Source organism: Deinococcus aquiradiocola, assembly GCF_014646915.1.
Classification (GTDB): Bacteria; Deinococcota; Deinococci; order Deinococcales; family Deinococcaceae; genus Deinococcus; species Deinococcus aquiradiocola.
Map to the genome: position 1 here is coordinate 37962 of NZ_BMOE01000006.1, position 14042 is coordinate 52003.

The 14042-nt window shown below is 74.2% G+C and carries 12 protein-coding genes; 10 read left to right on the forward strand and 2 right to left on the reverse strand.

Annotated elements, in window-relative coordinates:
• Positions 1–36 precede the first annotated feature (36 nt).
• Entirely contained in the window at positions 37–1056 is a 1020-nt protein-coding gene (locus IEY33_RS10145) for an MBL fold metallo-hydrolase (protein ID WP_188963080.1), read from the forward strand.
• A gap of 45 nt (positions 1057–1101) precedes the next feature.
• On the opposite strand, the gene IEY33_RS10150 is transcribed toward IEY33_RS10145, so the two are convergent.
• A complete protein-coding gene (locus tag IEY33_RS10150; RefSeq protein WP_229670925.1) occupies positions 1102–2505 on the reverse strand; it encodes an MATE family efflux transporter in 1404 nt (467 codons plus the stop codon).
• A gap of 250 nt (positions 2506–2755) precedes the next feature.
• On the opposite strand from IEY33_RS10150, the gene IEY33_RS10155 reads away from it, so the two are divergent.
• From IEY33_RS10155 to IEY33_RS10190, 8 genes are all read left to right on the forward strand, one after another.
• Positions 2756–3145, forward strand: a complete 390-nt coding sequence (locus tag IEY33_RS10155) for a chemotaxis protein CheW (RefSeq protein ID WP_188963082.1) — start codon at positions 2756–2758, stop codon at positions 3143–3145.
• Positions 3142–4239, forward strand: a complete 1098-nt coding sequence (locus IEY33_RS10160; RefSeq protein WP_188963085.1) for a CheR family methyltransferase — start codon at positions 3142–3144, stop codon at positions 4237–4239. Before IEY33_RS10155 ends, IEY33_RS10160 begins: the two co-directional genes overlap by 4 nt.
• On the forward strand, positions 4236–4721 hold the full coding sequence (locus tag IEY33_RS10165) for a chemotaxis protein CheW (RefSeq protein WP_188963088.1): 486 nt from the start codon (positions 4236–4238) through the stop codon (positions 4719–4721). Before IEY33_RS10160 ends, IEY33_RS10165 begins: the two co-directional genes overlap by 4 nt.
• Positions 4722–4788: 67 nt before the next feature.
• Entirely contained in the window at positions 4789–6588 is a 1800-nt protein-coding gene (locus tag IEY33_RS10170; protein ID WP_188963090.1) for a methyl-accepting chemotaxis protein, read from the forward strand.
• 31 nt (positions 6589–6619) lie between these two features.
• Entirely contained in the window at positions 6620–8464 is a 1845-nt protein-coding gene (locus tag IEY33_RS10175; protein WP_188963092.1) for a hybrid sensor histidine kinase/response regulator, read from the forward strand.
• Positions 8461–9363 (forward strand): CheB methylesterase domain-containing protein, encoded by a 903-nt coding sequence (locus tag IEY33_RS10180; RefSeq protein WP_188963094.1) that lies wholly within the window; start codon positions 8461–8463, stop codon positions 9361–9363. The genes IEY33_RS10175 and IEY33_RS10180 overlap by 4 nt, the downstream gene beginning before the upstream one ends.
• Positions 9360–10160, forward strand: coding sequence for an Hpt domain-containing protein (locus tag IEY33_RS10185; protein WP_188963096.1), 801 nt, complete (start codon positions 9360–9362; stop codon positions 10158–10160). Before IEY33_RS10180 ends, IEY33_RS10185 begins: the two co-directional genes overlap by 4 nt.
• Positions 10157–11137 carry a GGDEF domain-containing response regulator gene (locus tag IEY33_RS10190; protein ID WP_188963098.1) on the forward strand — a complete coding sequence of 327 codons (981 nt, stop codon included), beginning with the start codon at positions 10157–10159 and terminating at the stop codon, positions 11135–11137. The genes IEY33_RS10185 and IEY33_RS10190 overlap by 4 nt, the downstream gene beginning before the upstream one ends.
• A gap of 36 nt (positions 11138–11173) precedes the next feature.
• On the opposite strand, the gene IEY33_RS10195 is transcribed toward IEY33_RS10190, so the two are convergent.
• Positions 11174–12688 (reverse strand): PucR family transcriptional regulator, encoded by a 1515-nt coding sequence (locus IEY33_RS10195; RefSeq protein WP_188963101.1) that lies wholly within the window; start codon positions 12686–12688, stop codon positions 11174–11176.
• A gap of 181 nt (positions 12689–12869) precedes the next feature.
• Between IEY33_RS10195 and IEY33_RS10200 the strand changes: the two genes are divergently transcribed.
• Positions 12870–14021, forward strand: a complete 1152-nt coding sequence (locus IEY33_RS10200) for a branched-chain amino acid ABC transporter substrate-binding protein (RefSeq protein ID WP_188963103.1) — start codon at positions 12870–12872, stop codon at positions 14019–14021.
• Positions 14022–14042: the final 21 nt, after the last annotated feature.

Here is a 14042-nt window from a genome sequence, read left to right on the forward strand (position 1 = left end):
GCCTCCTGCGGCGCGGCGGGCGCTACAGTGGCGGCCATGCCTGCATCCACCCTCCCGGACGCGTCCGGTCCCGCGCGGCACGTGACGGCGGCCGGTCACCGCCTGTACACGCTGTCGCTGGAGGCGTTCCCGCACTTCCGGGTGAACGCGTACCTGTTCGTGACGGGCGACCCGCGGCGCCCCGCGTACTCGGCCCTGATCGACGCGGGCAGCGCCGACCCGGCGAGCACGTCGGGCCTCGCGGCGGGCCTGGAGGCCGTGCGGGCGCACGAGCCGGGCGTGTCGTGGGAGGGACTGGACCGGGTGGTGGCGACGCACGCGCACCCGGACCACGTGGCGGGCCTGCCGTTCGTGCGTGGCCTGACGGGCGCGCCGGTCGCGGCGCACGTGCTGGACGTGCCGGGCCTCGCGGACCCGTTCGCGGCGCGGGACGCGCAGGTGGCGCGCGTCGAGGCGGCCATCCGCTGGTCCGGCGTGCAGGACCCGTACCTGACGCGCGTCCGCAACCGTGCCCGGAACCTGATGCTGCCGGAGGGCGTGACGGTGCAGACGCCCCTGACGGACCTGCAGGACCTCGACGGGGTGTTCCGGGTGCTGCACACGCCGGGGCACGCGGCCGGGCAGGTGTGCCTGGTGGTGGACGAGGTGCTGCTCAGCGCCGATCACCTGCTGCCGCTGAATTCCCCGCCGCTGATGCCCGCGCTGGTGCATCCGCAGCTCGGCCTGCGCCGTTACCTCGCGTCGCTGGACCGCATCGAGCGGCTGGACGGCGTGACGGTGGCGTTCGGCGGGCACGACGCGCCCATGCTGCAGTGGCGGGACCGCGTCCGGGACCTGCGCGACCGGTATGCCGACAAGCTGCGCGCCACGCTGGACGCCCTGGACACGCCTGCCAGCGTGATGGACCTCACGCGGCGGCTGCATCCGCGTCTGAACGACCGGCAGGCGCTGCTGCTCATCGACCAGACGGCCGCTCTCGCCGAGTACCTCGTGCAGGAGGGAAGCGTGGACCTGAGCGTCACGGAGGCCGGACTGGCGCTGTTCTCGCGGGTGTAGGCGCTGACGTCCGGCAAAGTGTAGGGTGGAGTCGGGCAATCCCGCTCAGAGCGTCTTGCGGCGCCAGCGGCCGGACCAGAAGCGCCAGCTGTACGTGGCGGCCACGAGCGCGATGTACAGCAGGGCCGCGAACCACGCGCCGCTCACCCCGTAGCGCGGGGCGAGGAGGGCCGCGCCGGGCACCATCAGCAGCCACGCGCCGCTGAGCGTGACGAGCAGGCGGAAGCGGGTGTCGCCCGCGCCGGACAGCGCCCCGCCGAGCACGATGCCGAGCCCGTCGAGGAGCATGTAGCCGGACATGACGGCCAGCACGCGCGAACCGAGCGTGAGGACGCCGGGGTCGGAGTTGAAGAGGCGGATCAGGGCGTGCGGGAACGCGAGGAATGCGGCGGTGAGGACGGCCATCAGGGCGGCGGAGAGGCCCGCGCCGCGCCAGCCGATGCGGGCGGCGAGGTCGGGGCGGCCCGCGCCGAGCGCGCGGGACAGCAGGCTGGAGGTGCTGGCGGACAGCGCGAAGGCGGGCAGGAACCCGAAGCTCGCGAACTGGTTCGCGATCTGCGACGCGGCCAGTTCGGTCGGGCCGAGCCGCGCGATGATCCCGAGGAACACCGTGAAGGCGCTCACCTCGCCGAGGTCGGTCGCGCCGGCCGGGACGGAGATGCGCGCCACGGACCGCAGTTCCTTCGTGTCCGGGCGCACGAAGCGGAAGGGGCCGTACTCGTTGCGGTGCAGGCCGAGCAGCAGGTACGCGAGGAGACCCTGGACGCTCACGGCGATCAGGCTGGCCCACGCGGCGCCCGCGACGCCCCAGTGCAGCACGAACACGAACACGGCGGCCAGGACGGCGTTCACGATCACGAGCAGCCAGGAGAGCAGCATGGGGGTACGGGTGTTGCCGAGGCCGAGCATGATGGCGAGGCTGGCCGCGCCGAGCAGCACGAAGGGAATCTCGAAGATGCGGATGCGGGCGTACGTGAGGCCGACGCGGGTGATGTCGGGTTCGGCGTGCATGAGGTTCAGGAGGTGCTCGACGAGCCACGGGCCGACCAGAGCGAGCGGCAGCCCCGTCAGGGAGAGCGTGAGGAAGATTCCGGCCCAGCGGATGACGCCGGGTCGGTCCTGAGCGCCGACGGCGCGGGCGACGAAGGTGGCGGCGGTGTTGAGCGCGCCGCGGAAGAACAGCGAGACGCTGAACAGCACGACGCCCGCCAGGCCGACCGCGCCGACCTCCAGCACGCCGAGGCGGCCCATGTAGAGGGTGTCGGTGAAGCCGACGGCGGTGTACGCGAGGTTGCTGAGCATCAGGGGCCACGCGAGCGCCAGGAGTTCGCGGGTGGTTCCGGCGGGCGCAGCGTCGCGGGTTTCGGGGGCCGGGTCGGCCGGGAAGGTCGGGGCGGGGTCTTGAGGGTGGGGCGCAGGGCGCCCGCGGACGTCGTCGGGCACGGTCACGGCCTGAGCGTAGTGCACCGGGGGGGCGCGTGTCACGGGCGCGGCGGTCACGTGTGCGGCGCAGTGTGAAGTTTTGGGACGGCGCAGGCCTGCGGACCCTTTATGCTGGGCGCATCGGCCTCCCCTCCACGCGGGACGGCAGGAGGATGTTCATGAACCGCCGCGCTGCCCGCCCATTCCAGACCGCCCGTTCCGTCCTGCCCTTCGTGGCGCGGCAGGGGGCCTGCCGGTCGTCCGGACGCGCGGCCGCGTGACGCGGGACGCGGCGGCCCTGGCGGGCGGGCAGGCAAAGACCGTGGAGGGCCTGGACGCCCTGCTGTGCCGGGTGGGCGAGGCGCGGTTCCTGCTGCCGCTCGGGCGGGTGGAGCGCGTGTACCCGATGGTGCTGCCGTCCAGGGACGCGCACGGCGGCTGGCAGGTGCACCTGCGCGGCGAGACGCTGCCGCTGCTGGACGTGCGGGACCGCTGGCGTGAGCGGGCCGTGACGCCCGCGCCGTCGCAGCGGATGGTGGTGCTGCACGCGCCGCGGCGCGAGGCGTGGTGGGTGGACGACGTGGAGGGCCTGCAGACCCTGACGGGCCGGGCGGACAGCGCGGTGCACGCGGGTCAGGTGCTGCCGGTCCTGTGGGGTGACGCGTGACGGCCGCCCCGCACCCCGATCCGGCCGTGGTGGGCCTGCAGCGTCTGGTGGAGGGCGTGTCGGGCCTGCGCTGGAATCCTGCGCAGCTGCCGGGCGCGCTGGAGCGCCTGTCACCGCTGCTGGCCGCGCACGGGGGCCTGCCGGGCCTGCTGAGCACGGCGAGGGCCCAGCCGAGGGTGGCGGAGCAGGTCGCGGCGGCGTTCACGGTCGGTGAGACGTGGTTCATGCGCATCCGGGAGCAGCTGCTGGCCCTGCCGGACCTCGTGCCGCGCCCGTCCGGGGGCGTGGTGCGGGCCTGGAGTGCGGGCTGCTCGACCGGTGAGGAGGCCTACGCGCTCGCGGCGGTGTTTCAGGAGCGGGGCGTGCCGGTGGAGGTGTGGGGGTCGGACCTGCGGGCGGACGCCGTGCTGAGCGCGCAGCGGGGCGAGTACGGCCGCTGGTCGTTCCGGGGCGTGGACGACGCACTGCGCGACCGGCACTTCGAGCGGTGCGGCGAGGCGTTCCGGGCGCGGCCCGCGCTGAGGCAGGCCGCGCGCTTCCTGGTGCACAACCTGCAGGACCCGGCGCCCATGACGGGCCTGTCGGTGGTGTCGTGCCGGAACGTGACCATCTACCTGCAGCCGGAGGCGGTGCAGCGGGTGTACGCGCGGCTGGTGGCGGCGCTCGTGCCGGGCGGGGTGCTGCTGCTCGCGCCGAGCGATCCCCGGCCGGACGCGGCACTCGGGCTGGAACTCGTGCCGCTGCCGGGCGCGAGCGCGTTCCGGCGGCCCGCGGCGCGTCCGGAGGTGCCCCGGATGGAGCGGCCGGTCACGCCTGCGCGTCCGGTTCCGTTCACGCCTGTTCCGGCAGTACCTGCCGGTCCGCCCGTGGACGCGTTCGCGGAGGTGCGCCGCCGGGCGTACGAGCGCCCGGAAGACCCGGACGCGCAGCTGGCCCTGGCGCTCGCGCTGCTGGACGCCGGGCAGCCTGACCGGGCGGCACGCACCCTGAAGTTCGTGCAGACGCTTCTGGACCGCCCGGACCTGCCCGAGTGGACGCTCGCGCGCGGGCAGGCGGCCCTCGCTGCCGCGCGGCAGCGCCTGGAGCGCCCGTGAACGCAGGGGAACACGAGCTGATGCGCGTCCGGACGGAAACGCTCTCCCGCGTCCCGTCGGGGCAGCGTCCCCCGGTGAACGCCGTTTCGGTGCGCGTCGCGGGCGAACGGTACGTGGTGCGTCTCGCGGATCTGACGGAGATTCTCCAGGCGGCCGTGACGCCCCTTCCCCTCACGCGGCCCGTCGTGGCAGGCCTGCAGGCGGTGCGCGGGGAACTGATCCCGGTGCTGCGTGCCGACGTGCTGCTCACGGGGCGCGTGTCGGGCGAGTCGGGCCGCACCGTGCTGCTCACCGGGGCGGGGCCTGCCCGCTGCGCGCTGCTGGTGGACGACACCGCTGACCTGCTGTGGGTGGACCCGCACGCGCTCACGCCGCCGCCCTTCCCGTCGCCGGGTGTGGCGGGCCTCGCGGCGGAGCACGCGGCCCTGCTGGACCTCGAACGGCTGCTGCACGGCCCGCTGCAGGCCTGGAACGCACCGTGAACGGCCCGCCGCTCGTCCTTCCGCTCTGTATCCTGTCCCCCCTCACCCGAATCTCGAAGGTATCCTCATGTCCATCCGTCTGAAACTGTCCGGTGTGCTCCTGCTGCTCCTCCTCCCGCTCGTCCTGACGGGCGTCCTGTCGTACCGTACGCTCGACCGTGCCGGGCAGGTGAGTGCCGAGCTCACGGCCGGGATCGGCGAGTCGCGGCAGCTCACGAACGTGCGCGGCGCGACGAACAGCCTCAGCCTGAGCGTCAGCCGCGCGCTGCTGGCGGGCCGCGTGCCCGCGCAGGACGCGGCGGTGGACGCCGCGCGGCTCAAGGCCGAAACGCTCGTGGCGGGCCTGCCGGACTCGGCAGCCCTGACGCCCGTCCGGACCGGCTGGTCCGGGTACGGCGACGCGCTGCGCGCCGTGCTGGCCGCGCCGCCCGCACAGGCGAGAAGCCTGTTCGAGTCGAGCCTGGAACGTGAGCGGGCCGGAATCGTGAGCAGCGTGAACGGCTACCTGGACGGGCGGGAACGGACCCTGAACCTGCTGGAGGGCACGCTCGCGCGTGAACTCGCGGCGGGGCAGCGCTGGGTGCTGATCACGCTGCTGCTCGGCGGGGCGGCGGGGACCGGCGCGGCGTTCCTGCTGATGCGGCGCGTGTCGGACGCCGTGCGGGACGTGGCGCGCGTGTCGCAGCGCCTCGCGGACGGGCACCTGGACGACGTGCGCGTGAACGGCAGCGCGGACGAGGTCGGGCAGATGCTGCGCGCCCTGTCGGCCCTGACGGTGCAGCAGCGGGCGCTGGCCGGCACCATGGTGGACATCAGCCGCGGCGTGAGCGACACGTCGTTCCCGGTCCGGCACGGTGCGGACGTGCTGGGGCAGGCGGTGCACGACCTGACGCGGCACACGCTGGAGGTGGCGCGCGCGGCGGACGCCGTGTCTCAGGGCGACCTGACGACCGTGCCGCCCGTCCGGTCCGACGCGGACACGCTCGGGCAGGCGCTGCGCGCGATGGTGGAGCAGCTGCGCGCCTTCGTGCACCAGAACCAGCAGGTCGGGTCGGAACTCGCGCAGGCGAGCCAGAGCCTCGTGACGGCCACCACGCAGCAGGCGACGAGCGTGAACCAGCAGTCCGCCGCGATCGCGGAGACGACGGCCGCCGTGGAGGAGGTCCGCACGAGCAGCCGTCACGCGGTCGAGGTGGCGGGCAGCGTCGCGCGCCGTTCCGACGAGGCGCGCAGCGTGGCCGCGCAGGGCGTGGACGCCACCCGTGACGCCGAAGCCGGCATGACGGAGCTGCAGGCGCGGGTGGACGCGATCGCGCAGAACATGCTGCAGCTGTCGCGGCAGTCGCGGCAGATCGGGGAGATCATCGAGACGGTGTCGGAACTCGCGGACCAGTCGAACCTGCTCGCGCTGAACGCCGCGATCGAAGCGAACCGTGCGGGCGAGCAGGGCCGGGGCTTCGCGGTGGTCGCGCAGGAGATCCGGACGCTGGCCGAGCAGAGCAAGGGGGCGACCGCGCAGATCCGCCGGAAGCTGGAGGACATGCAGACGGCGACGAACGCGGCGGTCCTCGCGACCGAGGAGGGCAGCAAGCAGGCGCAGGTGGGCAGCGCCCTGATCGGCCGGGCCGGGCAGACGATCGTGGCGCTGGCGGACGTGAACGAGGACGCGTCGCGGATGGCGTCGCAGATCGCGGACGCGGTGCAGCAGCACGCGCTCAGCATGGAGCAGATCGCCATCGCGATGAACGACATCAACGACGCGACCCTGCAGCACCTGAACGTCACGCAGGACAACCAGCAGGTGGCGCGTCACCTGCAGACGCTGCTGGAGCGCCTGACGACGCTGACGGGACGGTACAGGACGTGACAGGAACGGGCATGAGGGGGCGGGCGCGCGCGTGAACGAACGGCTGGCCGCGGAGGTCGAGGCGGCCCGGGCGGACGTGCAGGCAGGCGGGCAGGGCGCGGCGCGCGCACTGCATTCGCTGCGTGCGGCGGCGGCGGTGGAGGGCGACGAGGATCTGGCGCGGCAGCTGACTCGGCTGGAGGAACTGCTGCCGGACCCGTCCCGGTACCGGGAGGCGCTGCGGGCCGTGTACCCGGATCCGGTTCGGGGGGGGCCGCTGCCAGCGCGGCCCGGTCCGGGGGTGACGGTGAGGGAGGCGTCCGCCCCGCCACCCCCGCAGGTGCAGGAGGCGCAGTCGGTGCGGATCGACGTGCGGAAACTTGACGCGCTGCTCGCGCTGGCGGGCGAACTGACGACGGCGCGCCTGCAGCTCGCCGACCGGCTCGCGCGGGTGCGGTCCGGGCCGGACGACGCGGCGTGGCGCGAGGTGCGGCGCTCCGAGACGTCGCTCGCGGCCCTGACGGACTCGCTGGTGCGTGAGGTGCTGGCCGCGCGGCTGCAGCCTGCCCTGCCGTACCTGCAGAGCTTCGAGCCGGCCGTGCGGGACGCGGCCCGGCAGGCGGGCAAGCGGGCGCGGCTGGAACTGGGGCGGGCGCAGGTGGACCTCGACCGGCACACCATGGACCGGCTGCGCGCGCCGCTGCTGCACCTGATCCGCAACGCCGTCGATCACGGCCTGCAGGGCCCGGCGGAACGCGTGCTGGCCGGGCGGGACGAGGTGGGGCGCGTCACGCTGGACGCCGTGAGCCGGGGCGGGCACGTGGAGGTGACGGTCGCGGACGACGGGCACGGCATCGACCTGGCGGGCGTGCGGCAGGCGGCGGTGCGGCGCGGCCTGCTGCCGGACGACGCGGACCCCGCCCCGGAGGAGCTGACGGAACTGCTGTTCGCGCCGGGCTTCAGTTCCAGGGAGGAGGTGACGGACCTATCGGGGCGCGGCGTGGGCCTGGACGTGGTGCGCACGCAGGCGCGCGCGCTGGGCGGCGACGTGACGCTGCAGACGGGGCCGGACGGGACGCTGGTGCGGCTGCAGGTGCCGCTCACGCTCGCGACGACGCGGGTGGTGGTGGTCCGCAGCGGCGCGTGGACGCTGGCCCTGCCGATCACGTGGGTGGAGCGCGCAGGCCGGGCCGGGCCGCCCGAGTCGCTGGAGGGCCGCCCGGTCGTGCGGGTCGGGTCGGCCCTCGTTCCGGCGGCGTCCCTGGCGCGCCTGATGGGGGACGCCTCGCCTGCCGTGGAGGGCGCGTACCTGCTGCTGCGGCAGGGCAGCGGGCGGCTGGCGCTGCTGGTGCAGTCGCTGCTGGACGAGCAGGAGATCGTGATCAAGCCGCTCGGCTGGCCGCTCGCCGGGTCGCCGTATCTGGAGGGCGCGGCGATCCTGCCGTCGGGCGCGGTCGTGCCGGTGCTGAACGTGTCGTCGCTCCTGGCACGCAGCGTGGGCGTGCAGACGCTGTCGCCCGCCCCGGAAGCGGTGCGCAGGCGGGTGCTGGTGGTGGACGACACGGCCGTCACGCGGCAGCTGCTGTGCCAGATCCTGGAAGGTGCGGGGCTGGAGGTGCAGTCCGCAGATGACGGACTGGAGGCGCTGGAGGTGCTGCGCTCCACGCCGGTGGACCTGCTGCTCACGGACGTCGAGATGCCGCGCATGTCGGGCCTGGAGCTCGCGCGTGCGGTGCGGGCCGACACACAGCTTTCGGCGCTGCCGGTGGTGCTGCTCACGTCGCTCGCGCGGCCGGACGAGCGGCAGGCGGGCGCGGACGCCGGCGCGGACGCGTACCTCGTGAAGGGTGAGTTCACGCAGGACGTGCTGCTGCAGACGGTGGAGCGTCTCCTGTGAACGGCGCGCCGGTGGTGCTCGTGTCGCCGCGCCTGGAGGACCGGCAGCTGGCGGCACGCCTGTTCGCCGCACCGCGTCTGCTGACGTCGTCCGTCACGGCGGCCCTCACGCACCTGCAGGGCACTCCCGGCAGCGGCAGCGCCCTGATCCTGATGGCGCCGCTGCCGGACGTGCCCCTCGCGGACGTGACGCGCGCGGCGCGGCGCGTGCAGGCGCGCGTGATCGTGATCGGCGGGGCCGTGCCGGGCGCGGTGACGCTGCCGGACCTGCACGCGGCGGCGCGCCTGCTGCGGCCCACGGCGGGCGCGGAGGGCGGCCCGGAGCGCGTGCAGGGAGGCGGCCCGGCCGGGGTGCCCCCCCGGCTCACGCTGATCGGGGCGAGCACGGGCGGGCCGAAGGTCCTGTCCGTCGCGCTGAGGAACCTGAAGCCGTCCGGGACGGTCGTGATCGCGCAGCACATCTCCGGCGGGTTCGGGCAGAACTTCGCGTCGTGGCTGTCCGGCGTGACGGGCAGCGAGGTGAGGGTGGCCCGGCACCTCGACCCGCTGCGGGCGGGCGAGATTCTCGTCGCGCCGGACGGGCAGCACCTGTGGCTGTCGGGCGGCGTGCTGCACCTGCAGCCGGGCCGTCCGGGGCTGGAACACCTGCCGAGCATCGACCGGCTGTTCGTGTCGGCCGTGCCGGTCGCCCCGACCGTGACGGGCGTGCTGCTGAGCGGCATGGGCGACGACGGCGCGGAAGGGCTCGCGCAGCTGCGCCGGGCGGGCGCGCTGACGGTGGTGCAGGCGCCCGCCACGGCGTCCCTGCCGTCCATGCCGCAGCAGGCGCTGCAGCGGGAACGTCCGAGTTACGTGCTGACGCCCGAGGAACTGGCGGGCCTGCTGGGAAGGAACGCATGACGCTCGACCCGGGCGCGTTCCTGCCGCTGTTCGCGGAGGAGGCCGAATCCCAGCTGCTGCTGCTGGAGCGCAGCCTTCACCGGCTGGAGGACGACGCGTCGGACGGGCAGGCGATCCGTTCGGCGTTCCAGGCGGCGCACTCCCTCAAGGGGGGGGCCGCCATGCTGGAGTTGCATGGCCTGCGGCTCGTGACGGGCGCCTTCGAGGACCTGCTGCAGAGGTGGCGGGACGACGCGTCCAGGGCCGGGCAGGGCTGGCTGGCGCTGTCGTTCGGGGTGCGCGATCACCTGCGCGCCAGCCTGGGGCAGCTGACGCCCGGCCTGCCCGCGACCATGCAGGAGGAGGCGCTGGCGGCCGCGCTGAAGGCCGCGTCAGTGGGCCAGGACGTTCAGGGTACTGTCGCCGCGCCCGTCAGTCCCGCGCCGCCCGCCTCCCTCCCCGCCGCGAGTGCCGTGGTGATGGATGACTCCCGGCTGGCGGGCGAGGCCGTGGCGGACCTGCTGCGCTCCGTCGGAGCGCGGGTCGTCCTCCACCGGCAGGCCCGGCCGTACGCGGGCGAGACGCTCGGCGTGGTGTCCGGCCAGCTCGCCGGGGACGCCCTGCGGCTCGGCTGGCCGCCGGACCGGCTGAGCGTCCTGAGCGAACGCCCGGACCGGGTCGCGGAGTCCCGGCAGGCCGGACTGCACGCCCAGGGCCGCCCGCGCCGCGACACGCCCCCGCACGCCCTGCCCGCCTTCTGGCTCGCCGTCCTCGCTTCCGTCCCCTCCCCCACCGCTCCCGAACGAGGTTCACCGTGAATGTCCTGATCGTCGACGACAGCCCCCTGATGCGCGCCATGCTCGCGAGCGCCCTCACGCCCACCGGCGCGGCCGTCACCGCGCCCGCGACGCTGGACGACGCGCGCACCCTGCTCGGCATGCCGGGCGGCGTCACGGACGTGGACGTGCTGCTGCTCGACCTGGTGATGCCGGACACGGACGGCCTGACCTTCCTGCGTGAACTGCGCGCCCACCCGCACCTGGAGGACCTGAGCGTCATCATGGTGACGGCCATGCAGGAGGAGGACCGGCTGGACGAGGCCTTCGCGGCGGGCGCCAACGACTACGTCACCAAGCCGGTCCGGCCCGGCGCGCTGTGCGCGCGTGCGTCCAGCGCGGCCCGCCTGACGCGCGCCCTGCGGTCCCGGCGGGAACGCGAAGCGGAGCTCAAGATGCTCAACGATCGGCTCGCGGACCTGAACGCGCAGCTGGAGACGCTGTCGCTCACGGACGGCCTGACGGGCATCTCGAACCGCCGCGCCTTCGATCAGGGGTACGAGCGGGCCCTGGCGCTGCACACGCGGACGGGCCTGCCGGTCACGCTGCTGCTGCTCGACATCGATCATTTCAAGCGGTACAACGACACGCTCGGGCACCCGGCAGGCGACGCGTGCCTGCAGCAGGTCGCGCGGGTGGTCCGGTCGCAGGTGAACCGCGCGGCGGACGTGGTCGCGCGCTACGGCGGCGAGGAGTTCGCGGTGCTGCTGCTGGACACGCACCTGCAGGGCGGGCGGTGCGTGGCGGACCGCATCCTGGCGGCCCTGCGGGACGCGGCGATCCCGCACCCGGCGCACCCGCTGGGGCAGGTGACGGTCAGCATCGGCGTGGCCGGGCACGGGCTGTCCGGGATGGTGTCGCTGAAGGATGCTGCGGACGAGGCGCTGTACCGCGCGAAGGCCGCCGGGCGGGCGCGGGCGGTGGTGTGGGGCGAGACGGACGCGGCACCCGCCACCTGAACCGAGGGCGCCGCAGGTGAACGCGGCCGGGCCTGTTCAGCGGGGCGGGCCGAGGCGTTCGAGGTGCAGCGCGAGGCTCAGCTCGAAGCGCGTGAAGGGCGCGCCGAGGTCCAGTTCCAGCAGCGTCTCCAGGCGCTGCACGCGCGCCGTCAGGGTGTTGAGGTGCACGCCCAGCTGCCGGGCCGTCCAGGCCTGCTGGAATCCGCTGTCCACGAGGGCCTGCAGCGTCACGCGCAGGTGGCCCGGCACGCCGGGCGCGTCGAGCCGCCCGAGGAGGCGCGCGTGGAAGGCGCGGAGCGCGGCGAGGTCCGACACGCTGCCGAGCAGTCTGGGGAGCAGCAGGTCCTCGTAGTGGTGCACGCCGGGACCGGTGACGCCCCGGAACGCGCGTGACAGTTCGGCATGCGCGGCGGGCAGGTCTTCCGGGCGCTCGCAGCGCGGGCCGATCAGGGTGACGCTTTCCGTCTCGCCGGGTGCGGTGGCCGTGAAGCGCCGCACCAGGGCCGGGTCGTCCGGCAGCAGGAACTCCACGCGGTTGAGGTTCACGGTCAGGAGGGCGGGCACGCCGTGCGCCTGGAGGCGCTGCGCGACGTGCCGGGCGAGCGCCTCGCGCTGCAGGAACGCCTCCGGCTGTTCCGGGACGTGCGGGGCGAGCGCTTCTCCGCCTGTCACGGCGCTCAGGCACACGCGGTACGGCTGCTGCGGCAGGTAGCCGAGCGCGGCGGCGCGCGCGCGGACGCTGGGCGTGTCGGTCCACCCGCCGCTGAACAGCGCGTCGAGCGCCGCGTAGCGCAGGCGCGCCTCGATGAGTGCCCCGGTACGCGCCTGCGAGAGGTGCAGCGCCAGGATGGTGGCCGCGTGCTCCAGCGCGCGCGCCTGCAGGTCCGGATCGCGGTCCGGCTGCAGCACGCCGCGCAGTCGCCCGACGTCCTCCCGGCCGATGGTGACGGGCACGGCCGCCCACGCACCGTCCGGACCGGGGAGCGGCGTTCCGGCAGGACTGAACTGCACGTCGGTGCGCAGAATGCCCGCGAAGCGGTCGAGGAGGGCGTCGACCGTGGCGACCGTGACGGCCGCCTGCGTGAGCGCCTGGTGGATGCGTTCGCTCGCGACGATCAGCGCCTGCTGCCGGTTCATGAGTTCGGCGCTGATGGCGTCCAGCACGTCCACGAACGGCACCTGCCACGGCAGGCTCAGCAGCGGCAGGTTGCGGGCGTCCGCGGCGCGCCGCATGGCAGGCGTGACGGTCAGCGCGTCCCGGCCTTCCGCGACGAGGAGCGCCGACACGCCTGCACGCGCGGCCCGCCGCACGAAGGTTTCGGGCGTGACGCGGCCCGCCCAGCCCGCGCCGGTCGTGAGGAGCAGCTCGCCGCCGCGCACCCAGCGTTCCGGGTCCGGCTGCTCCACCGTGTGCGCGCGGCGTACCACCATGCCCAGGCCCGCGTGCCCGGCGAGCAGCGTGGCGCCCACCAGGACCGGCAGGTGCAGCAGGTCCTGCACGAGCAGCGGGCGGGACACGCCGAGGTCCGGCAAGGGCAGCGCGTCGGTCATCCAGGTAGTGTACCTTCCACACGGCTGCACACGATTCCGGTCGTGTGATTCACACCTGGGCAGCCCCACCCGGAACGTGTACGCTGTCACGAAGTCCGGAGGAACGCGCGCCACCGACCCGTACCGAACGACACGCCCCACGCATGACCACGGCCGTGCACCGCGGCCACCAGGAGGAACCATGACGCACCGCACGCTCACCCTGACGGCCCTCACCGCCCTCCTGACGCTCGGCGCCGCCCAGGCCCTGCCGGTCATCAAGCTCGCCACGCTCAGCCCGCTCTCCGGCGGGCAGTCCGACCAGGGCCTGCAGATCCGCAACGCGACGCAGCTCGCCGTGGCCGCGTACCAGGCGCGCTTCAAGGCCGCCGGATTCGAGCTGCAGCTCGTCACGTACGACGACCAGGCCGACCCGACCACCGGTACGGCCCTCGCACGCCGCATCGCCGCCGACCCGGCCATCCTGGCGCTCATCGGGACGTACAACTCCGGCGTGGCCGTTCCTGTCAGCGACGTGCTGCTCGGCGCGCACATCCCCATGATCACGCCGTCCGCGACGGGCGTGAAGGTCACGGCGCGCGGCCTGCCGAACGTGAACCGTGTCGTGGCGCGCGACGACGCGCAGGGCAGCGCCATCGGCAAGTTCATCGCCACGACCCTCAAGGCCAAAAAGGTCTACATGCTCGACGACAAGACCGCCTACGGGCAGGGCCTCGCGAGCGAGGTCGAGAAGTACCTGCGCGCGCACGGCGTCACCATCCTCGCGTCCGAGGGCACCGAGGAGAAGAGCGACTTCTCCAGCATCATCAGCAAGATCAAGGCCCTCAACCCGGACGCGGTGTTCTTCGGCGGCATCTTCAACCAGGGCGCGCCCTTCGTGAAGCAGCTGCGCGAGTCGGGCGTCACGTCCGCCGTGATGGGCGGCGACGGCTGGGATTCCTCCGAATTCCAGAGACTGGCGGGCAGCACCGCCAGCGGCGTCATGTACACCGCGACGGCCGCGCCCGCCAGTTCCCTCCCGAAGGCAGCCACCTTCGCGGCGCTGTACCGCAAGACCTTCAACGCGGACGTGCAGGGCTTCGGTGTGACCGCCTACGACGCGGCGAACATCGCGCTCGGCACCATCCTGAACCTCGCCCGCAAGAGCGGCGGCAAGGTCCCGGACCACGCGGCCGTCGAGGCGGGCATCCGTGCCTCCAGAACGACGGGCCTGCTGAGCGGCACCGTGCAGTTCGACAAGCTCGGCGACCGGCTCGACGCGCGGATCTTCGTGATCCGCATCCAGCCGGACCTGTCCATCAAGGTCGTGGACGCCGTCAGCGCCGACAAATAAGGAAGGTGCAGGGGAGCGGGC

What these genes read in the sequence shown, in the direction of transcription:
- IEY33_RS10185 (WP_188963096.1), top strand. Translation starts at nt 9,360, where the DNA reads ATGACGCTCGACCCGGGCGCGTTCCTGCCGCTGTTCGCGGAGGAGGCC.
- IEY33_RS10195 (WP_188963101.1), bottom strand. Translation starts at nt 12,688, where the DNA reads ATGACCGACGCGCTGCCCTTGCCGGACCTCGGCGTGTCCCGCCCGCTG.
- IEY33_RS10145 (WP_188963080.1), top strand. Translation starts at nt 37, where the DNA reads ATGCCTGCATCCACCCTCCCGGACGCGTCCGGTCCCGCGCGGCACGTG.
- IEY33_RS10200 (WP_188963103.1), top strand. Translation starts at nt 12,870, where the DNA reads ATGACGCACCGCACGCTCACCCTGACGGCCCTCACCGCCCTCCTGACG.
- IEY33_RS10170 (WP_188963090.1), top strand. Translation starts at nt 4,789, where the DNA reads ATGTCCATCCGTCTGAAACTGTCCGGTGTGCTCCTGCTGCTCCTCCTC.